Origin of the sequence: Actinomycetospora chibensis (assembly GCF_028737215.1) — a bacterium.
Lineage (GTDB): Bacteria > Actinomycetota > Actinomycetes > Mycobacteriales > Pseudonocardiaceae > Actinomycetospora > Actinomycetospora chibensis.
Window position 1 is genome coordinate 1 of record NZ_JAQZAM010000040.1, and the last position, 19,597, is coordinate 19,597.

Annotated in this window: 18 protein-coding genes and 1 pseudogene; 6 read left to right on the forward strand and 13 right to left on the reverse strand. The window is 73.9% G+C overall.

The features are described from left to right. Nucleotides 1-207: 207 nt before the first annotated feature. Both PH189_RS29965 and PH189_RS29970 read right to left on the reverse strand, forming a co-directional pair. Nucleotides 208-645, reverse strand: coding sequence for a VOC family protein (locus PH189_RS29965; protein ID WP_274192525.1), 438 nt, complete (start codon nt 643-645; stop codon nt 208-210). A gap of 5 nt (nt 646-650) precedes the next feature. Then, nucleotides 651-1,490: a helix-turn-helix domain-containing protein gene (locus PH189_RS29970; RefSeq protein ID WP_274192542.1), complete on the reverse strand. Its 840-nt coding sequence runs from the start codon at nt 1,488-1,490 to the stop codon at nt 651-653. A 133-nt stretch (nt 1,491-1,623) separates the two neighbouring features. On the opposite strand from PH189_RS29970, the gene PH189_RS29975 reads away from it, so the two are divergent. Then, nucleotides 1,624-1,947, forward strand: a complete 324-nt coding sequence (locus PH189_RS29975) for a putative quinol monooxygenase (RefSeq protein WP_274192526.1) — start codon at nt 1,624-1,626, stop codon at nt 1,945-1,947. 44 nt (nt 1,948-1,991) lie between these two features. Here PH189_RS29975 and PH189_RS29980 read toward each other — a convergent pair whose 3' ends face one another. After that, on the reverse strand, nt 1,992-3,458 hold the full coding sequence (locus tag PH189_RS29980; protein WP_274192527.1) for an MFS transporter: 1,467 nt from the start codon (nt 3,456-3,458) through the stop codon (nt 1,992-1,994). 93 nt (nt 3,459-3,551) lie between these two features. Between PH189_RS29980 and PH189_RS29985 the strand changes: the two genes are divergently transcribed. Both PH189_RS29985 and PH189_RS29990 read left to right on the forward strand, forming a co-directional pair. After that, entirely contained in the window at nt 3,552-4,079 is a 528-nt protein-coding gene (locus PH189_RS29985) for a TetR/AcrR family transcriptional regulator (protein WP_274192528.1), read from the forward strand. A gap of 194 nt (nt 4,080-4,273) precedes the next feature. After that, nucleotides 4,274-4,627 carry a DUF3040 domain-containing protein gene (locus PH189_RS29990; RefSeq protein WP_274192529.1) on the forward strand — a complete coding sequence of 118 codons (354 nt, stop codon included), beginning with the start codon at nt 4,274-4,276 and terminating at the stop codon, nt 4,625-4,627. Nucleotides 4,628-4,672: 45 nt separating this feature from the next. Here PH189_RS29990 and PH189_RS29995 read toward each other — a convergent pair whose 3' ends face one another. Then, nucleotides 4,673-5,374 (reverse strand): Crp/Fnr family transcriptional regulator, encoded by a 702-nt coding sequence (locus PH189_RS29995; protein WP_274192530.1) that lies wholly within the window; start codon nt 5,372-5,374, stop codon nt 4,673-4,675. Nucleotides 5,375-5,473: 99 nt separating this feature from the next. Next, a complete protein-coding gene (locus PH189_RS30000; RefSeq protein WP_274192531.1) occupies nt 5,474-6,793 on the reverse strand; it encodes an MFS transporter in 1,320 nt (439 codons plus the stop codon). A 148-nt stretch (nt 6,794-6,941) separates the two neighbouring features. On the opposite strand from PH189_RS30000, the gene PH189_RS30005 reads away from it, so the two are divergent. After that, the gene (locus PH189_RS30005) at nt 6,942-7,280 is read left to right on the forward strand and encodes a universal stress protein (protein ID WP_274192532.1); all 339 of its coding nucleotides are present in this window, start codon (nt 6,942-6,944) and stop codon (nt 7,278-7,280) included. Here PH189_RS30005 and PH189_RS30010 read toward each other — a convergent pair. Then, complete coding sequence (locus PH189_RS30010) at nt 7,277-8,302, reverse strand: hemolysin family protein (RefSeq protein ID WP_274192533.1); 1,026 nt, start codon at nt 8,300-8,302, stop codon at nt 7,277-7,279. The genes PH189_RS30005 and PH189_RS30010 overlap by 4 nt on opposite strands. Next, nucleotides 8,299-9,669, reverse strand: coding sequence for a hemolysin family protein (locus PH189_RS30015; RefSeq protein WP_274192534.1), 1,371 nt, complete (start codon nt 9,667-9,669; stop codon nt 8,299-8,301). The genes PH189_RS30010 and PH189_RS30015 overlap by 4 nt, the downstream gene beginning before the upstream one ends. Before the next feature lie 174 nt (nt 9,670-9,843). On the opposite strand from PH189_RS30015, the gene PH189_RS30020 reads away from it, so the two are divergent. After that, on the forward strand, nt 9,844-11,007 hold the full coding sequence (locus PH189_RS30020; protein ID WP_274192535.1) for an MFS transporter: 1,164 nt from the start codon (nt 9,844-9,846) through the stop codon (nt 11,005-11,007). Here PH189_RS30020 and PH189_RS30025 read toward each other — a convergent pair. From PH189_RS30025 to kdpF, 6 genes and pseudogenes are all read right to left on the reverse strand, one after another. Further along, nucleotides 10,970-11,652 (reverse strand): annotated as a pseudogene (locus PH189_RS30025) (response regulator). The gene PH189_RS30020 and the pseudogene PH189_RS30025 sit on opposite strands and share 38 nt — an antisense overlap. Beyond that, nucleotides 11,649-14,171 carry a sensor histidine kinase gene (locus tag PH189_RS30030; protein ID WP_274192536.1) on the reverse strand — a complete coding sequence of 841 codons (2,523 nt, stop codon included), beginning with the start codon at nt 14,169-14,171 and terminating at the stop codon, nt 11,649-11,651. Before PH189_RS30030 ends, PH189_RS30025 begins: the two are co-directional and overlap by 4 nt. A gap of 4 nt (nt 14,172-14,175) precedes the next feature. Beyond that, complete coding sequence (locus PH189_RS30035) at nt 14,176-14,880, reverse strand: potassium-transporting ATPase subunit C (protein ID WP_274192537.1); 705 nt, start codon at nt 14,878-14,880, stop codon at nt 14,176-14,178. Nucleotides 14,881-14,885: 5 nt separating this feature from the next. Next, nucleotides 14,886-16,979, reverse strand: a complete 2,094-nt coding sequence (gene kdpB / locus PH189_RS30040) for a potassium-transporting ATPase subunit KdpB (RefSeq protein ID WP_274192538.1) — start codon at nt 16,977-16,979, stop codon at nt 14,886-14,888. Beyond that, nucleotides 16,976-18,613, reverse strand: a complete 1,638-nt coding sequence (gene kdpA, locus PH189_RS30045; RefSeq protein WP_274192539.1) for a potassium-transporting ATPase subunit KdpA — start codon at nt 18,611-18,613, stop codon at nt 16,976-16,978. Before kdpA ends, kdpB begins: the two co-directional genes overlap by 4 nt. Beyond that, nucleotides 18,613-18,705, reverse strand: a complete 93-nt coding sequence (gene kdpF, locus PH189_RS30050; RefSeq protein WP_274192540.1) for a K(+)-transporting ATPase subunit F — start codon at nt 18,703-18,705, stop codon at nt 18,613-18,615. The genes kdpA and kdpF overlap by 1 nt, the downstream gene beginning before the upstream one ends. A gap of 240 nt (nt 18,706-18,945) precedes the next feature. On the opposite strand from kdpF, the gene PH189_RS30055 reads away from it, so the two are divergent. Further along, nucleotides 18,946-19,548 (forward strand): DJ-1/PfpI family protein, encoded by a 603-nt coding sequence (locus PH189_RS30055; RefSeq protein WP_274192541.1) that lies wholly within the window; start codon nt 18,946-18,948, stop codon nt 19,546-19,548. Nucleotides 19,549-19,597 lie beyond the last annotated feature (49 nt).

Below are 19,597 nucleotides of genomic sequence, written 5' to 3' on the forward strand. Positions count from 1 at the left end.
GCCCTCGTGGATCGACCCCGACCGACAACCCCGACCCGGCGGACGATCGGCCGCCGTCGCCTGATCCGGCCGTCGTCTGATCCGGACGCTTCGGAAACCGAAGCATCCGCGGGAGGAGTCACCGCACGCGGCAGTCGGCCTGGCGGACGCTCAGCCGCCGTCCGGTGATCCGGCCGGATGCTTCGGAATCCGAAGCATCCGCGCTGCTCACGGCCGGGGCGCCCCGTGATAGGTCCCGAACTGCCAGTGGTTGCCCTCCGGGTCGCGCACGGCGACGTCGTGGGAGCCGTAGTCGGTGTCGTAGGGGCCCTGGGTGACCTCGCCGCCACCGTGGTCCCGCACCCGCGCGGCAATGGCGTCGATCTCGGCGGCGTCGGGCACGACGACGTAGGCGGTGAACGAGCCGGAGGATGTCGCGCGCACGTCGGTGCCCGGGCGCTGCTGGCCCATCATGATCCCGCCCCCGGTGGGCCAGGCCAGCTCGGCGTGCTGCACGACCCCGGAGTCGTCGGTGTACGCGACGACCTCGACGAACCCGAGGACCTCGGTCAGGAACGCGATGAGGGCGCGGGCATCTTGAGCGGCCAGCGTGGGCCAGATCTGGGGCGGCGGGGTCTTGGCGTCGGTGGTGGAGGAGGTGTCCATGGCACTCACGATGTCGTCTCGGGTGTGCCGGCGTCTTGGACGTTCCCGATCTCCTCGGCAAGCCACCGGGTGGGGGAGCAGCCGGCGAGTGCGCCGAACTCCCGGGTGAGGTGGGCCTGGTCGGCGTAGCCCCCGTCGGCGGCGATGTCCGCGAGCCCGAGGGGTCCGCCAGCGACCGCGCGGGCGGCGAGGCGGCGCCGGGCGCGGTCGAAGCGGGCCATCCGCCCCGCGACCTTCGGGGCCACGCCGATCTCGGCGCGGAAGCGCTGGCCGAGGTGACGCTCGCTCCAGCCGACCTCGTCGGCGAGCGCGTGCACGGGCACCGTGCCGGCCGAGCCCACGAGCCGACGCCAGGCCCGGCGCACCTCGGGGGCGATCGGGCGCCCGGGGGAGTCGTGGTCCAGCGCTCGCTGCAGGACGTCGTCGAGCGCGGCGAAGCGCCCGTCCCAACCTTCGGCGGCCTCGACCCGCTCCTCCAGCTCGCGCGTCACGGCGCCGAGGACGTCGTCGCCGTCGACGGTGATCCCCGCGAGCTCCGAGGCGGGCCGCCCGAGCAGCACCCGCGCCGCGAGGGGGTCGAGCACGACGTGCACTCCGGACTGTCGGCCGTCGTGGACGATCTCCTCGTGCGTCGTGTGCAGGCCGCCGATCGCCGTGCGACGCCGGGCCAGGCCGCCGTCCGGAGTGCGCATGACCAGCGGCTCGCCGAACGTGACGATCAGTGTCAGGTACGGCGAGGGCAGGCCACGGTGCACGCCCGGCGGGCCGCCGCGCATGTCGTAACCGTGGTAGGCGACGTGCCCGCGCAGAGCCTCGCCGGGGACCCCCGACCGCCCGTCCGACATCGGCTCCACCCCTCCAGTGTGGCCCCGGCGGTCGACGACCGGAACGGTCCGTGGCGGACCCCCGCTCCGCCGCGCGAGGATGCGGACCGCACCCCGACCCGGCGCCGCGCGCCGGACGATTGGAGAGACGGCCTTGATCCTGATCAACGTCAAGTGGACCGTGAAGCCGGAGTACGCCGAGCAGTTCCCGTCCCTGGTCAAGGAGTTCACCGACGCGGTGCGCCAGGAGCCCGGCAACATCTTCTTCGAGTGGTCCCGGCACCTCGAGGAGGACAACACCTACGTCCTCGTCGAGGCGTTCCAGGACGGCGCCGGAGACGCGCACGTCCAGTCCGACCACTTCCAGAGGTTCGTCGAGCAGGCGCCCGACTGGGTCTCGCAGAAGCCGAAGATCATCAACGTCCAGAACGTCCCGCAGGACGGCTGGGGCGAGATGGGCGAGATCCAGCCCCGCTGAGACCGCGCGCGCTGAACCGTGCCGCGGCGCCGGGCCGGGCCGGGTCACACCCCGACCGGCTCGCGCTCCGCGGAGGCGGCTGCTCGCCCCAGCAATCGCCAGGCCCCGACCGCCGTCAGCGCCAGGACGGCGGCGCCGAGCGCCGCGGCGCCCTGCATGCCGACGACGAACGCCTCTCGGGAGGCGGTGACGAGCGCGTCGCCGGCCCCGGGCCCGAGCGTGCCGGCGTGGGCGAGCGCGCCGCCGAGGGTCTCCTGCCCCGTCCGGGCGGTGAAGACGGCCGCCGCGAGGCTGCCGAGCACCGCGGTCCCCAGCGCTCCACCGAGCTCGTAGCCCGTTTCGGAGATCGCCGAGGCGGCACCGGCCCGGTCGGCGGGGGCGGCGGCGAGGATCAGGTCGTTGGTCAGCGCCTCCGCGAGCGCGACGCCCGCCCCGAGCAGGGCGAACCCGATGACGACCCCGACGAGTCCGCCGAGGACGGCGACGAGGGCCAGACCCGTCGCGGCGGATCCGAGCCCGAGTCCGACGAGCGCGGGGCGGGTGAGCCGGCGCGCCAGGCGCGTCGCCACGAGCGCACCCGTGACGCCGGCGACGGAGCCGGGCAGCATCCACAGCGCGGACTCGAGCGGGGAGTACCCGAGCACCAGCTGCAGGTACTGCGGCAGCAGCAGGAGCAGGCCGACCAGCGCGAACACGCCGAGCAGGTTCGTCGTCACCGACACCGAGAACGACGGGAGCGAGAACAGCCCGAGGTCCAGCAGCGGGTGCGCGAGGCGGCGCTGGCGGCGGACGAACAGCGTGCCCGCGACGAGGCCCACGGCACCCGAGAGCGCGGCCCCGACGGTCGGGCCCTCGGTCGCGACGGTCTTGAGCGCCGAGACGAGCGGGAACATCGCGACGAGCGACAGCGCCGCCGAGCCGAGGTCGAACGGGCCCGGGTGCGGGTCCCGGCTCTCGGGCAGGACGAGCGGGCCGACCACCAGCAGCAGCACGATCACCGGGACGTTGATCAGGAAGACCGCGCCCCACCAGAAGTGCTCGAGCAGCACGCCCGCGACCACGGGACCCGCCGCTGCGCCGCCGGAGAACGCGGCCGACCACACGGCGACGGCGGTGGCCCGGCGGCGCGGCTCGGGGAAGGTGGTCTTGATCAGCGAGAACGTCGAGGGCATGAGCGTCGCCCCGCCGAGCCCCAGCAGGGCCCGGGCGACGACGAGCGTGCCGGCCGTCGGCGCGAACGCCGCGAGTACCGAGGCGATGCCGAAGGCCGCCGCGCCCCACATCAGCAGGCGGCGCCGTCCGATGCGGTCGCCCAGCGTGCCCATGGTGACCAGCAGGCCGGCCAGCACGAACGAGTACGCGTCGACGATCCAGAGCTGCTCCGCGGCGCCGGGGTCCAGGTCCTCCGCGAGCACCGGCAGCGCCGCCCCCAGCACCGTCATGTCGATGCTGATGAGCAGCACCGGCAGGACGAGTGCGGCCAGCGCGAGCGTGGGCGACCGGCGGGACATGACGAGCCTCCGAGAGAGTGGATGCACCGTCCAGACGGTGCAGTTTCCAAGGACGGCGAAACTACACCGGCTGGACGGTCTAGTGTCAACGCCGTGCCACGCCCGTCACAGCGCGACCGGATCCTCGACGCGTACACGGACCTCGTCGTGACCTCCGGTCCCGAGACCGTGACGCTCGACGCCGTCGCGAGCGCCGCGGGCGTCTCCAAGGGCGGGCTGCTCTACCACTTCGGGTCGCGGGAGGCCCTGCTCGAGGGGCTGCTCGCGCGGGCCCGGGCGCTCAACGACGACGACCTCGCCGCGGCCCGGTCCGCCCCCGAGGGGGTGGCGCGGTACTACCTGCGCACGTCGGTCGACGAGCCGGCCGCCGGCAGCCCCGTCTACCGGGCGACGGTCGCGCTGATCAAGCTCGCGACCACCGAGCCCCGCGCGGCGGAGGCGACACGCCGCTGCCTGGCGGGGTGGCGGGCGGCGCTCACCGACGAGCTCGGCGACCCCTTCGCCGCCGACCTGGTGGCCGCGGTGGGCGACGGCATCTACCTGCGCGCGATCGTCGGCGACTCCAGCGAGGGCCTCGGCGGCGCGATCGAGGAGGTGCTCCGGCGCGTCGGCCCACGGTGAGCGGGCGGTCGGCGGCCGGCCCGGCGGGCGTCCACGACCCCCGTCGGCCGGGCGGTCGCCGTGGTGCGGCGAGGGCGTCCGGTCGCGGTCTCGGTGTCACGGGGATGCGGTCGCAGCATTTCCGCTGGTCGACGCCAGGTGCCGGTGGCCGAGGACACGGTGTAGGCCCCCGGTCCCTGACGCATCCTGAGGACGTGGAGCAGCCAGAGGACCCGGACCGGGTCGCCGGGGAGACCGCCGCCGAACGGGCCGTCGACCCCTACCGCGCCCCCTTCGACGCGATGGTGCGCGCGCTGGCGGCCCAGGACCCGCGGTTCGTCCGCCGGGTGAGCATCCCCAGGAAGCGCCGTCTCGGCGTCGGTCACCTCATGCTGCTCGCGGGCCTGGTGACGACTCTGCTGCTCGGTGTCGTGCCCCTCGCGATCGGGGTCCACACCGGGTCCGTCGTCCTGCTGGTCATCGGCGCCCTGGGCTCGACCCTGCTGCCGGCCGGCGCCCCGCTGGCCGTGCGGATCGTCCTGCACCGGACGCGCCCGCTGATGCGCTGAGGCCGACCCCGCCGAGGCCGGTGCGCTGGGCCGGTGCGCTGGTGCCTAGACGGCGACCGCGTCCACGCGCCGCCGCAGGGTCGGCAGGTCGCGCACCACGATGCTGCGCCCGTCCTTGACCAGCACGCCCTCGGCGACGAGGCGTGAGAGCTCGCGGCTGAGCGTCACCCGGGTCAGCCCGACCATCAGCGCGAGCTCGTCCACCGGCGGCCGCACGGACAGGCGGGCCGACGTCCCGAGCGCGCCGTCGCCGTAGGCCTCGACGAGGTGCCCGAGCAGCAGCACCACCCGCTCACGGGCGGGCAGGCCGTCGAGGAACACGTGCAGGTGCAGGATCCGCTGCTTGTAGGACACCCGGCGGACGATCTCGACGAGCAGCTCCGGCTCGTCGCGGGCGGCGGCGACCAGGGCGTCGCGGCCGACGACGAGCAGCTCGCACGGTGTGATCGCGGTGGCCGACACCTGGTTGAGGCCGCCGTCGAAGCAGACGCCCTCGCCCAGGCTCGCGCCCGGTTCGGCCCAGGAGATCACCCGCACCGTGCCGTCGGGACGCAGCATGTGGACCCGGACCCGGCCGCTGACCACGACGTGGAACGACGACGACGGCTCGCCCTGCCGGTAGAGGTGCTCACCGGGGCGGACGGGACGCGGGATACCGAGCGCCTCGATGCGCCGACTGACGGCACCGGGCTCGGCGAGAAGGAAGGGCGAGACGGTCGGCGAGGGTGGAACGTCGTGGGGAGCCATCGCCGTCCTCGATCCGGCCGCCGGAGCGCGGGTGAGGGGCAGGCTACGGGCCGGACGAGCGTCCCGGAAGGGACGGACGGAACGCTCGTCCGGCCGTGCTCACGCCGCAGCGCGCGCGGGCGTGGAGGTGATGGACTCGGCGTTGGTGTCGGGCAGCGCGATCGTGCACAGCAGGCTGATCACCGACAGGCCGGCGAGCAGCACGCCGATCGCGAGGCTCGACCCCAGTCCTGCGACCAGCGCCGTCGCGACCAGGGGGACGACGCCGCCCCCGAGGACGCCGGCGAGGTTGTAGGCCATGCCGGCGCCGGTGTAGCGGTAGTGCGTCGGGAAGAGCTCCGGGAGCTGCGCGCCCTGCGGACCGTAGGCGATGCCGACGACGCCGAGCACCACCGAGAGCCCCAGCCCGAACGCCCACGCGGTGCCGATGTCGAGGATCGGGAACGCGATGATCCCGCCGACGATGGCGGACGCGTTGCCGATGATGATCATCTTTCGCCGCCCGACGCGGTCGGACAGGATCGCGCCCGCGATGGTGGTCGCGGCGAAGACGAGGCCACCGATGATCCCCATGGCGAGCACCGTGGTGCGCGGCAGACCGAGCTCCTGCGTGCCGTAGCTCGTGAGGTACGTGACGCCGATGTAGAAGAACGCGAACACGGCCATCGTCGACCCCGCGCCGAGCAGCACCCGGCCCGTGTGGGTGCTCAGCACCTCCATGACCGGCATGCGCGTGCTCGTCGTCTTCTCCCGGGCCATGAACGCCGCGGTCTCGGTGATGGCGAGCCGCACGTACAGGCCGACGGCGACGAGCACGACGCTGCCGATGAACGGCACCCGCCAGCCCCAGGCCAGGAACGACTCGTTGCTCATGGTCAGCGCGGTGACCAGGAAGGTGGCGCTGGCCAGCGCGAACGCCAGCGACGGACCGAGCTGCGGGAACAGCGCGTACTTGCCGCGCGTCTTGCCCGGCGAGTTCTCCGCGGTGAGCAGCGTGGCGCCGGCCCACTCTCCGCCGACCGCGAGGCCCTGCAGGATGCGCAGCAGCACGAGCAGGATCGGGGCGGCGATGCCGATGGCGCCGGTGGTGGGCAGCAGGCCGATGGCCAGCGTCGAGAGGCCCATGAGCAGCAGCGTCGTCACCAGCGTGCGCTTGCGTCCGAGCTTGTCGCCGAAGTGTCCGAAGAGCACCGAGCCGAACGGGCGGGCGACGAAGGCCACGCCGAAGGTCGCGAGCGCCAGCGCCGTGCCGGCAGCCGCCCCCAGCGAGGGGAAGAAGACCTTGTTGAACACGAGCGCAGCCGCGGTGCCGTAGATGAAGAAGTCGTAGAACTCGATCACCGTGCCGGTCATGCTCGCGATCGCGATGCGGCGCATCGGTGGTGCCGCGCCGGCGGGCGCGGCGTCGCTCTGACTCACGGAGCCTCCTGAACGTTCGTACGGGTACGCCGAGTGTCCGGTTCAGGAGGTTTGAGGTCTGTATCGCACACTACAGACGGAAGGTGTCCGCGCGTGCTCGCCGAGGTACACGCCGTAGCGTGGTCGGCTCACACACCTCGGGGGATCGATGACGATCTTGGTAGCCGTCACGGACGACGGCACGGGTGCCGTGGCGCTCGGTGCCGCGCTGGCCGAGGCGGCCCGACGCGACACCGCGGTCGTGGCGCTGAACCTGCGCGCCGGGCCCCTCGCCGTCCCGGCCGGCGCGCCGGTCACCGTCGTCGACCGCACCTCCGGGGTCGAGGACGGCGACGCGGTGCTCGAGCGGCTGGAGTCGGACACCGACGTCGACCTGCTCGTCATCGGCGTCCGCCGCCGCAGCCCGGTGGGCAAGGCGTTCCTCGGCGACGTCGCGCAGCGGCTGCTGCTGGAGGCCGAGGTGCCCGTGCTGGCGGTGAAGGCCTAGCTCGCTCCGGCGTGGTGGATGTCGCCGACCAGGGCGGCCAGGACGTCGTCGAGGGCGACGATGCGACGGGGCCGGCGGTCTCCGTCGTCGACCAGGGCGAGGTGCGCCCCACTACGCCGCATCCCCGTCAACGCCTCCGCCAGCGGCACGTCGGCGCCCAGCGTCGTCAGCGGGCGGACCAGGTGCGCCGGCACCGGGGCGTCCCGGGGTGGCGCGGGTGGGCCGAGCAGGTCCTTGACGTGCACGTAGCCCCGCCAGCCCTGCTCGTCGCGCAGCGGCAGGCGGGAGAACCCGCGCGCGTGGGCGAGGGCCTCCAGCTCGGCCACCGTCGCATCGGGGCGGGCGGTGACGACGTCGTCCTCGGCGACCGTGGCCACCGTGATGTCGGAGAACTCGAGCGCGCCGTGCACGAGCGCCGCCTCGTCGCGGTCGAGCAGTCCGTGGGCCCGTGACTGCTCGACCAGCCCGGCGACGTCATCGCGGCTGAACGCGCTGGTCATCTCGTTGCGGGGCTCGACGCGCATCGCCCGCAGGGTCACGTTGGCCACGCCGCCCAGCACCCAGAGGAACGGGCGCAGCACGGTCACCACCGCGACCAGCGGCGGCGTGAGCACGAGCGCGGCGCGGTCGGGCAGCGCGAGCGCGATGTTCTTGGGCACCATCTCGCCGACGGTGACGTGCAGGAACACGACGATGAGCAGCGCGATCGCGAACGCGACCGGGTGCACGGCACCCTCGGGCAGGCCGAGCGCGGCGAAGGCCGGCTCGATCGCGGCGGCGATCGCGGGCTCGCCGAGCGCGCCGAGGCCGAGCGAGCAGATGGTGATGCCCAGCTGCGCGCCGGCCATCATCAGCGAGACGTTCTCCATCGCCCGCACCGTGACGCGGGCGGCCCACGAGGTCGCCGCCCGGGGCTCCAGTGAGGCCCGGCGGGCGGAGATCAGCGCGAACTCCGCGCCGACGAAGAACGCGTTGACCGCGAGCAGCACGACCGCGGTGGCGATCCCGGCACCGATGCTCACGAGGACACCTCCGGCACGCCGAGCAGGTCGAGGCGCACGGCGGTGACCCGCCAGCGCTCGGTGGTCTCCACGGTGATGCGGACCTCGCACTCCTCGATCTCGCCGAGCTCGGCGCCCGGGCGGGCGGCGGTGACGGTGACGGTGTCGCCCTCCTCGGGCACGCGCCCGAGGTGCTCGGCGAGCAGGCCGGCGAGGGTGTCGTACTCGGGGGACTCGGGCAGCGACCAGCCCAGCAGCGTCGACGCCTCGTCGGGGCGCAGCAGGCCGTCGCAGCGCCAGGAGTCGTCGTCGAGGCGGGCCCCGGGTGGAGTGCCCGGGTCGTGCTCGTCGCGTACGTCGCCGACGAGCTCCTCCACGAGGTCCTCGAGCGTGACCAGGCCGGCGAGGTCGCCGTACTCGTCGACCACCAGCGCGAGCGGGACGTCGGCCGCGCGCAGCAGGGTGAGCAGCCGGTCGAGGTCCAGCGTCTCGGGCACCGCGTCGAGCGGGTGGGCCAGCGCGCCGATGGTCGTGGTCGCGCGGTCGTCCTCGGCGACGCCGAGCGCGTCGCGCACCCCGATCACGCCGGGCGGGGTGTCGTCGGTGGTGGCGTGGGCGGTGTCGTCGGGGAGGACCGGGAAGCGCGAGCGACCGGTCGACGCGGCCCGCTCGAGCAGCGTCGCGACGGTGTCGGTCGGTGCGAGGGTGTCCATCGCGCCGCGCGGGGTCATGACGTCGGCGGCGTGCCGCTCGGTGAACGCGAGCGTGCGCTGCACGAGCGTCGCCGTGTCGTCGGGCAGCGTTCCCTGGGCGGCCGAGCGCCGGACCAGTGAGAACAGCTCCTCCGCGGAGCGGGCCGACGCCAGCTCCTCGGTGGGCTCCACGCCGACGGCCCGCACGAGCACGTTCGAGGTGTTGTTGAGGACCAGCACCAGCGGGCGGGTGACGGTGGTGAAGGCCCGCATGACGCCCTGGACGGTGCGCGAGGTGCGCAGGGGCTCGCTGATGGCGAGGTTCTTCGGGACGAGCTCGCCGAAGATCATGGTCACCGCGGTCGAGAGCGACAGCGCCACGATCAGTGACACCGCCGAGGCGCCGGACCCGCTCAGGCCGAGGGCCGTGAGGGGGCCGGTGAGCAGGCGCGCGATCGCGGGTTCGGCGAGGAAGCCGATCGCGAGGTTGGTGATCGTGATGCCGAGCTGGGCGGCGGAGAGCTGGGTGGACAGCGAGCGCAGGGCGGCGAGGACCCCCTGCGCGCGGCGGTCGTGCTCGGCCTCCCGCTCCACCGCGGCGCGGTCGACGCCGACGAAGCTGAACTCGGCCGCGACGAAGACACCGCAGGCCACGACGAGCACCGCCGCGGCGAGGAGCAACAGCGCTTCGGTCACGCCAGGGCCTGGGGGGCGGGTCGTCGAGGTCGTCGACGGCGTGTCATCTGCTCACCTGGGGCGGAGTGGGACGAACCGGACACCCGCGACAACGGGTCCGGGAGCCGGCGAGTTCCCGGTGGTGACCGGGCTCGCCCGGGCGCGTCACCGCTTCCGTGAGCGAGGATCGCCGCCGTGCGCACCCCGGAGCTCCGCCTCACCGTCGCGGGGGCCGCGGTGGTGGGCGTGGCCTACGGGATGGGCCGGTACGCGTTCGGTCTGACGCTGCCGGCGCTGCGCGACGACCCGTCGCTCTCGGCGGACGGCCTGGACGACGCGGTCCTCGGCCTCATCGCCTCCGCGTCCTTCGCCGGCTACCTCGCGGGCCTCCTGCTCGCGCCGGTGCTGAGCCGTCGCCTCGGGCCGCGGGCCCCGACGACGGTCGGGAGCGTGTGCGGCGTGGTCGGCGGGATCCTCGCCGCCGTGGCGCCGTCGCCGGCGGTGCTCGCGGTCGGCACCGTGCTCGCCGGCAGCGCCGCGGGATGGGTGTGGGCGGCGTACTCCGACCTCGCGGCCGCCGTCGTCGACGTGCTGCGGCGCCCGCGGGTGCTGGCCGTGATCAGCACCGGGACGAGCGGGGGCCTGGTGATCTCCGGGCTCGTCGCGCTCGTGGTGATGGGCGTGCCCGGCTGGCGGCTGGTGTGGGTGGCGATCGCGGTCGCCTCTGCGGCCGCCGGCTTGCTGAACCTGCGCGGGACCCCCGCGGTGCGGCCCTCGCGCTCCGGGCCGGCGGGACGGATCCCGCTGCGCGGCCTCGCGGTCCCGACCCTCTACTCCATCGCCTTCCACGTCGGCGTCACGACGTTCTTCACCTGGGCCGCCGACATGTTGCGGCGCGGCGGGCTCGACGCCGGGCTCGCGGGCGCGCTCTACGTCCTCGTCGGGCTGGTCGGCCTCGTCGCACTCGGTACGGGCGGCTGGTGCGCGCGGTTCGGCACGGTCCGCGTCGCCGCGGCGTGCCTGCTGTCGATCGCCGCGTCGCTCGTGATCCTCGGCGCGGGGGCCGGCTCCGCCCTCGTGGCGCTCGGCGCCGCGGTCGTCTTCGCGCCGGGGATCATGGGCGGGGCCGCGGTGCTCGCCGTGTGGACCGCCGAGATCGCCCCGGACCGCTCCGGGGAGGCGCTGACGGTCGTCGTCGCCGTCGGGGCGCTCGCGGCGGTGATCGCTCCGGCCGTCGTGGGCCTGCTCCTCGGGCTCGTCAGCCTGACCGCCGTCCTCGTCGGGCTCGCCGCGCTCCTCCTGGTCACGGCCGCCGGCCTGCTCACGGCTCGAAGCGGTACCCCCGCCCCGCCTCCGTGACGAGGTGCCGCGGGCGCGCGGGGTCGGGCTCGAGCTTGCGGCGCAGGTGCGCGAGGTAGACCCGCAGGTAGTGGCCCTCGGTGCCGTAGGCGGGACCCCACACCTCGCGCAGGATCTGCTGCTGGGTGACGAGCATCCCGGGGTGGCGGACGAGGTGCTCGAGCACGCCCCACTCGGTGGGGCTCAGGTGCACCTCGGCCCCGTCGCGCACGACCTTCTTGGCGACGAGGTCGACGGTGAAGCTCGCGGTCTCGACCACGGGCGTCCCGTCCGGGGCGACGGCCGCCGCCCGCCGGACCGCGGCCCGCAGCCGGGCGAGCAGCTCGGGGACCCCGAAGGGCTTGGTGATGTAGTCGTCGGCGCCGGCGTCGAGGGCGGCGACCTTGTCGGCCGAGTCGGTGCGCGCCGACAGCACGATCACGGGCACCGCGCTCCACCCGCGCACCCCGGCGAGGACCTCCAGCCCCGGCATGTCGGGCAGCCCGAGGTCGAGGATGACGACGTCGGCGGCGGGTGCTCGGCCGCGGCGCGCAGGGCGGCGGCGCCGTCGGCGGCGAGCACGACCGTGTGTCCGTGCGCGGTGAGGTTGATGCGCAGGGTGCGGCGGAGGTGCGGGTCGTCGTCGACGACGAGGACGCGGCTCATCCGATCAGGGCCGGTGTCGGCGCCGCCGGCAGAGACAGCACCATCGTCAGGCCGCCGCCGGGGGTGTCCTCGGCGTCGAGCGTGCCGTGCATCGCCTCGGTGAAGCCGCGCGCCACGTGCAGGCCGAGGCCGACCCCGGGCGTGGCGCTGCGGTCCCCGAGGCGCTGGAACGGGGCGAAGAGTCGGTCGCGCTGCTTGCGCGGCACGCCCGGCCCGGTGTCGACGACGCGCAGTTCGACGCGGTCGGCGTAGGCGCTGGCGCGCACGGCGACAGTGCCCTCGCCGCCGTGGCGCAGGGCGTTGTCGACGAGGTTGGCGACGACGCGCTCGGCGAGCCCGGCGTCGGCGAGCACGTCGGGCAGGTCCTCGGCCACCTCGGCGACGACCCGGTCCGCGTCGACGTGGCCGCCCGCCAGAGCGGCGGCGACGATCTCGTCGAGACCGACCGGCGTGGTGATCGGGGTGACGCCGCCGGCGGCCAGACGCGAGGAGTCGAGCAGGTTGTCGACCAGCCCGGTCAGCCGGTCGGCCGACTCCTCGACGGTCGCCAGCAGCTCCTGGCGGTCGGTCGTGGACATGCGCAGCGTGGGGTCGCGGAGGCTGCCGGCGGCCGCCTTGATCGCGGTCAGCGGCGTCCGCAGGTCGTGCCCCACGGCGGAGAGCAGGGCGGTCCGCAGACCCGCGGAGTCGGCCCGTCGCTGGGCGTCCGAGGCCTCGGCGGCCATCCGCCGGTTGCGCAGCGCGAGCAGGGCCTGGCCGCTGACCGTCGTGAACAGGGCGCTCTCGGGTGCGGTGAGCGTGCGCCCGGTGCCCACGAGGTGCACGCCCTCGTCGATCTCGACGTCGACGTCGGCCTCGGCGGGCCGCCGGCAGGGGACGTCGCCGGTGCACGCCGTGACCTCCCAGCCGCGCGCGCCCCGCTCCATCAGCGCCACCGTCGTCAGCCCGAACGCCTCGCGGACACGCTCGAGGAGCTTGGGCAGCGGGTCGGAGCGCGACAGCACCACGCGGGCGAACGACGTCAGCAGTGCCGCCTCGGCGCGCGCGGTCGTGGCCTGGCCCGTGCGGCGGTCCGCGCGGTCGACGACGGCGGCGACGAGCAGCGCGACCACCACCATCGCGCCGATCGCGAACGCGTTCTCCGGCTGCGCGACGGACAGCGTGTAGAGCGGCGGCGTCAGGAAGACGTTGAGCAGCAGCCCGCCGCCCAGCGCCGCGACCAGTGCGGGCGCCAGCCCGCCGATCATGGCCGTGACCACGGTGGCGAGGAAGAACAGCACCACGTCGGTGGACAGGTCGACCGACTCCCGCAGCACCACCCCGATGACCGTGGCGCTCACCGGAAGGATCACCGCCGCCGGCCAGCCGAACGCATGGCGCCGCGCGGGCAGCGACATCCGCCGGCGCGGTGCGGACCCGGCCTCGTCGTGGGTGACGAGGTGGACGTCGATGTTGCCGGACTCGGCGGTCGTCCGGGCACCGATCCCGGGATCGAACGCCCGCGCCCACCGCGAGCGCCGCGAGGTGCCGAGCACCAACTGGGTGGCGTTCGCGGCGCGGGCGAAGTCGAGCAGCGCCGCCGGGACGTCGTCGCCCACCACGGTGTGGAACGACGCCCCGACGTCCTCGGCGAGGCGCCGCAGCTCGACACCGGTGCTGCCCGGGTCCCGCGGCCCCGTCAGCCCGTCGCTGCGCAGGACGAGCACGCACAGCAGGTCGGCCGATCCGGCCCGGCGGGCGATGCGCGCTGCCCGGCGCATGACGGTCGCGCTCTCGGGCCCCCCGGTGACCGCGACGACCACCCGCTCGCGGGCCTCCCAGACCTCCGAGATCGCTTCCTGGCTGCGGTAGCGCTGCAGGGCGACGTCGACCTGGTCGGCGACCCACAGCAGCGCGAGCTCGCGCAGCGCGATGAGGTTCCCGGTGCGGAAGTAGTGGGCGAGCGAGGCGTCGATCTTCTCCGACTTGTAGATGTTGCCGTGCGCCATGCGCCGGCGCAGGGCTTCGGGCGTGATGTCGACGAGCTCGATCTGGTCGGCGGCACGCACCACGGCGTCCGGGATCGTCTCGCGCTGGCGCACTCCGGTGATGCGTTCGACGACGTCGCCGAGCGACTCGAGGTGCTGCACGTTGACCGTCGAGATCACGTCGATCCCGGCGGCGAGGAGCTCCTCGACGTCCTCCCAGCGCTTCGCGTGGCGCGAGCCCGGCGCGCACGAGTGCGCCAGCTCGTCCACCACGCACACCTCGGGTGCCCGCGCGAGCACCGCGTCGACGTCGAGCTCGGAGAGGGCCGTGCCCCTGTGGTCGAGGACCGCGCGGGGCAGCACCTCGAGGCCCTCGAGCAGCTCGGCGGTCCGGGCCCGTCCGTGGGTCTCGACCAGCCCGACGACGACGTCGGTGCCCCTCTCGAGGCGGCGACGGGCCTCGTTCAGCGCGGCGTAGGTCTTACCGACGCCCGGCGCCGCGCCGAGGTGAATCCGCAGTTCACCCCGGCGCGGCGACGGATCGGAGGTCACCTCGTCATCCTGCACCGGAAACTCCCGACCGGGCCCCCGGAGCAGCCGAGAGGAGGGACGCGTTGAGCTCCGGCACGTTCACCCGGGGCTCGCCCAGGAACCCGAGCGTCCGCCCGGCGGTGGCCTCGGCGACCAGCGCGCGGACCCGGTCCTCCGGCAGGCCCGTGACCCGGGCGACGCGCGGAGCTTGCTGAGCCGCGTACTCGGGGCTGATCTGCGGGTCGAGCCCGGAGCCCGAGGCGGTGAGCGCGTCCGGTGGCACCGCGGACGGATCGACGCCGTCGCGGGCGGCGATCGCCGCGCGTCGCTCCTCGACGGCCGTCCCCAGGTCCTCGGCGGCCACGCCGAGGTTCGAGCCCCCGGACGTCGTGGCGTCCGCGGGGCCGAGCCCGGCGATCGCGTCGTCGGGCGCCGAGGCCGAGGGGCGGGTGTGGAACCAGGGGTCTGCCGCCGGGTTCGCCGGCACCGGGTCGATGCCGATGAGCGAGGAGCTGCCGCCGGGGAGGACCGAACCCTCGGCGTTCGCGTGCAGTCCGGGCAGGCGTGAGACGCCCCAGACGACCGCTGGGTAGACGACGCCGAGAAGCACGGTGAGGATGAGTAGGACCCGGACCGCGGCGCCGAGCTGGCGCCGCAGCTGCCGGCCGGTGACCGGCGCCTCGCGCGAGGCCTCGGCGGCGGCGGTGGCGGAGGTGGTGGTGCTGGTCATGACGGTCAGCCGATCCCCGGCACGAGCCGGACAACGAGGTCGATGGCGAAGATGCCCAGGAACGGGACGACGACGCCGCCGAGCCCGTAGACGAGCAGGTTGCGGCGCAGCAGACGGTCCGACGACGCCGGCCGGAAGCGCACGCCGCGCAGGGCGAGCGGGATTAGCGCCACGATCACCAGCGCGTTGAAGATCACCGCCGAGAGGATCGCCGACTGCGGGGTGGCGAGCTGCATCACGTTGAGCGCGGCGAGCTGCGGGAAGATCGCCAGGAACATCGCGGGCAGGATCGCGAAGTACTTCGCGAGGTCGTTGGCCAGCGAGAACGTGGTCAGGGCGCCCCGGGTGATCAGCATCTGCTTGCCGACCTCGACGACGCCGATGAGCTTCGTGGGGTCGGAGTCGAGGTCGACCATGTTGCCGGCCTCCTTGGCCGCGGCCGTCCCCGAGTTCATCGCGACGCCGACGTCGGCCTGCGCCAGGGCGGGCGCGTCGTTGGTGCCGTCACCGGTCATGGCGACCAGGCGCCCACTAGCCTGCTCCTCGCGGATGAGCGCGAGCTTGTCCTCCGGGGTGGCCTCGGCCAGGACGTCGTCGACGCCCGACTCGGCGGCGATGGCCCGCGCCGTCACCGGGTTGTCGCCCGTGATCATGACGGTCTTGATGCCCATCGTGCGCAGCTCGGCGAACCGCTCCGCGATCCCGGGCTTGACGACGTCGGAGAGCTCCACGACGCCGAGCGCCCGCGAGCCGTCCGCCACGGCCAGCGGGGTGCCGCCGCGCTCGGCGACCGCGGTGCTGATCGCCTCGAGGCCGGCGCGGTCGGTGTCGGTGGCGCTCTCGGGGCCGAGCCAGGCGATCACCGCGGAGGTGGCGCCCTTGCGCAGCGCGCGGCCGTCGAGATTCACGCCCGACATCCGCGTGGTGGCGCTGAACGGGACGAACTCCGCCGTGGCCTCGTAGGCGCTCGCCTCGGCGGGCAGGCCGTGGTTGCGGGCGACCAGCTCGACGATCGAGCGGCCCTCCGGCGTGCTGTCGGCGAGGCTCGCCCGGCGGGCGGCCGCGGCGAGGTCGGCGCCGCGGACGCCCGCCAGCGGGTGCAGGGCGGTGGCGCGCCGGTTGCCGTAGGTGATCGTTCCGGTCTTGTCGAGCAGCAGCGTCGACACGTCGCCGGCGGCCTCGACCGCACGGCCCGAGGTCGCCAGCACGTTGCGCTGCACGAGGCGGTCCATGCCCGCGATACCGATCGCGGACAGCAGCGCGCCGATCGTCGTCGGGATGAGGCAGACCAGCAGGGCCACCAGCACCACGAGCGACTGAAGCTGACCCGAATAGCCGGCCATCGGCTGCAGCGTCACCACCGCGAGCAGGAACACGATCGTCAGCGCCGAGAGCAGGATGGTCAGGGCGATCTCGTTCGGCGTCTTCTGCCGCTGCGCGCCCTCGACCAGCGCGATCATCCGGTCGACGAACGACTCGCCCGGCTTCGCGGTGATCCGCACGACGATGCGGTCGGAGAGCACGGTGGTGCCCCCGGTGACCGAGGAGAAGTCGCCCCCGGACTCGCGGACCACGGGCGCGGACTCTCCGGTGATCGCCGACTCGTCGACCGTCGCGATGCCCTCGACGATCTCGCCGTCTCCGGGGATGACCTGCCCGGCTTCGACGACCACGCGGTCGCCGACACGCAGGTCGGTGGCAGGGACCTCCTCGACGAGCTCGTCCGGCCCGATCCGGTGGGCCACGGTGTCGGTCCTGGTGGAGCGCAGGGCGTCGGCCTGTGCCTGGCCACGGCCCTCGGCCACGGCCTCGGCGAGGTTCGCGAACACGACGGTGAACCACAGCCAGAGCGCGATCGACCAGGCGAACACGCTCGGGTCGAGAATCGCCGACACGGTGACGACGACCGAACCGCCCCACACCACGAACATCACGGGGTTGCGGAGCTGGTGGCGCGGATCGAGCTTGCGCAGCGCGGTGGGTAGCGACTCGAGGAGCTGCCGGGGGCGGAAGGCGCCGGCGCCGACGGCCCGGCCGGTGCGCGTCGCATGGAGCTGCTCGGCCTCGGCGGGCGGGCGGGCGTCGTGGACGGTGGTCATGCCAGTCCCTCCGCGAGGGGGCTCAGAGCGAGGGCGGGGAGGAAGGTGATCGCCGCGACGAGCACGACCGTGCCCGCGACGAGCACCGAGAACAGAGGCGTGCCGGTGGAGAGCGTCCCGGTTGAGGGGGCGACGCGGGTCTGGCGGGCGAGCAGCCCGGCCAGGGCGAGCACCGCGACGATCGGCAGGAACCGGCCGAGCAGCATCGCGACCCCGAGTGTGGTCTGGAAGAACCCGCTGGTGACGGTGAGGCCACCGAACGCCGAGCCGTTGTTGTTCGCGGCCGACGCGTAGGCGTAGAGGACCTCCGACAGTCCGTGCGGACCGGAGTTGGTCATGGCGTCGGCCGTCGACGGCAACGCGATCGCCAGCCCGGTGCCGAGCAGCACCAGCGCGGGCATCGTCAGCACGACCACCACCGCGCACGTCACCTCGCGGCGACCGAGACGCTTGCCGAGGTACTCGGGGGTGCGCCCGACCATGAGACCGGCGAGGAACACCGCGACGATCGCGACGATCAGGATCGAGTAGAGCCCCGTCCCCACCCCGCCCGGCGTCATCTCCGAGAACAGCATGTTCAGCATGGCGCCACCGCCACCGAAGGCGGAGAAGCTGTCGTGCAGCGAGTTGACCGCGCCGGTGGAGGTGCCGGTCGTGGAGTTCGCGAAGAGCGCCGATCCGGGGATGCCGAAGCGGACCTCCTTGCCCTCCATGTTGGCGCCCGCGAACGACGGGCTGGTCGCCTCCGCGGTCCAGATCACCGCGAGCATGCCGCCCCACAGCACGGCCATGACGGCCAGCAGGGAGACGCCCTGGCGCATCGAGGAGACCATGCGGCCGAAGGTGCGCGTGAGCGCGACCGGGATCACGAGGAGCAGGAAGATCTCGAAGAGGTTCGAGAGCGGGTTCGGGTTCTCGAACGGGTGCGCGGAGTTGGCGTTGAAGATGCCGCCGCCGTTGGTGCCGAGCTCCTTGATCGACTCCTGGGAGGCGGTCGGCGCGAGCGCGATGGTCGACGGGCGGCCGTCGGGCCCCAGGACGTCCACGCCGGATCGGAGGCTCATCACCACGCCCGTCGCCACCAGGGCGACGGCGGCGACCGCGGCGATCGGCAGCAGGATCCGCGTGCAGCCACGGACGATGTCGACCCAGGCGTTGCCGAGCCGGTCGGTCCGGCTACGGATGAACCCGCGGATGAGGGAGACCGCCACGGCCATCCCGACCGCGGCAGACACGAAGTTCTGCACCGTCAGGCCGGTCATCTGGACCGCGTGCCCCATGGACGTCTCGGGGACGTAGGACTGCCAGTTCGTATTGGTGACGAACGAGATCGCGGTGTTGAACGCGACCCCGGCCTCCACCGGCCCGCGGTCGAACGACCACGGCAACAGGCCCTGGAGGCGCTGCAGCAGATAGAGCAGCACGATCCCGGCGAACGAGAAGGCGAGGATCGCGACGGTGTAGGTGCTCGCCCGCTGCTCGGAGCGGGGGTCGACGCGCACCACCCGGTAGACGAGGCGTTCCACTCCCCAGTCGCGCTCCTCGGTGTAGACGCGCGCCATCCAGTCGCCGAGGGGACGCCACGCCGCCGCGAGCAGCACGAGCAGGACGCCGACCTGCGCGAACCCGGCCATCAGAACTTCTCCGGGCGGACGAGTGCGATCACGAGGTAGATCAGCAGGCCCAGGGCCACGAGGCCGCCGAGCACGTTCGCGGCGGCGCTCACAGCCGGTCCAGCCCACGGACGACGAGCAGCAGGATCGCGAAGACCACGATCACCACGCCCGCGTAGAGGAGGTCGAGCACCGGGTCCCCTTCGACGTCGACACCGCCCCGACGGCGGTGTGCCGATCACCGAGCCTCCGCTCGCGCGGGTCCCGCGAGCCCGGTGTGGACGCGACGTTGACGCCGGCCGCCCGCGTTTTCACGTCCCGGCAGCCCCGAGGTGACGCGGCATGCTGGAGCCGTGAGCGCGCCCGAGGTGAAGCGACTGGGGATCCTGCTTTTCGACGGCGTCGAGGAGCTCGACGCCGTGGGCCCGTGGGAGGTCCTCTCGTGGTGGACAGCGAACTTCTCCGAGGACGGCTACGTCGCGACCCTGTTCTCCGTCGACGGCGCCCCGGTGACCTGCGCGAAGGGCATGACGATCGCCCCACAGCACTCGGCCGACGACGTCGAGCCGCTCGAGGTGCTCCTGCACTCGGGCGGGCGTGGCACGCGGCCCCAGGTCAAGGACCCGGCGCACCTCGACCGCGTGCGGGCCTGGCGCCGCGACGTGCCGTTGATGACCAGCGTGTGCACGGGCTCGCTCGTCTACGCCGCCGCCGGACTGCTCACCGACCGGCCCGCGACGACGTACCACGGCCAGCTCGACACCCTCGCTCAGCTCGACCCGAGCATCGAGCTCCGGCGGGAGGACCGCTACGTCGACTCCGGTGACGTGATCGCCAGCGCCGGCGTCTCGGCCGGCATCGACATGGCATTCCACCTCGTCGTGCGGCTCGTCGGCGTCGAGCGCGCCCGCCAGGTCCGCCGGGGCATCCAGTACGACCCCGAGCCGCGGGTCTAGACCGTATGGAGGCCCGGCGCCCCGCTCGTAAGTTGGCGCGGGTCGCCGT

Excerpts from the sequence above, each read along its gene's own strand:
- PH189_RS29965 (WP_274192525.1), bottom strand. The coding sequence starts at position 645 with ATGGACACCTCCTCCACCACCGACGCCAAGACCCCGCCGCCCCAGATC.
- PH189_RS29970 (WP_274192542.1), bottom strand. The coding sequence starts at position 1,490 with ATGTCGGACGGGCGGTCGGGGGTCCCCGGCGAGGCTCTGCGCGGGCAC.
- PH189_RS29980 (WP_274192527.1), bottom strand. The coding sequence starts at position 3,458 with ATGTCCCGCCGGTCGCCCACGCTCGCGCTGGCCGCACTCGTCCTGCCG.
- PH189_RS29995 (WP_274192530.1), bottom strand. The coding sequence starts at position 5,374 with ATGGCTCCCCACGACGTTCCACCCTCGCCGACCGTCTCGCCCTTCCTT.
- PH189_RS30005 (WP_274192532.1), top strand. The coding sequence starts at position 6,942 with ATGACGATCTTGGTAGCCGTCACGGACGACGGCACGGGTGCCGTGGCG.
- PH189_RS30035 (WP_274192537.1), bottom strand. The coding sequence starts at position 14,880 with ATGACCAGCACCACCACCTCCGCCACCGCCGCCGCCGAGGCCTCGCGC.
- kdpB (WP_274192538.1), bottom strand. The coding sequence starts at position 16,979 with ATGACCACCGTCCACGACGCCCGCCCGCCCGCCGAGGCCGAGCAGCTC.
- kdpA (WP_274192539.1), bottom strand. The coding sequence starts at position 18,613 with ATGGCCGGGTTCGCGCAGGTCGGCGTCCTGCTCGTGCTGCTCGCGGCG.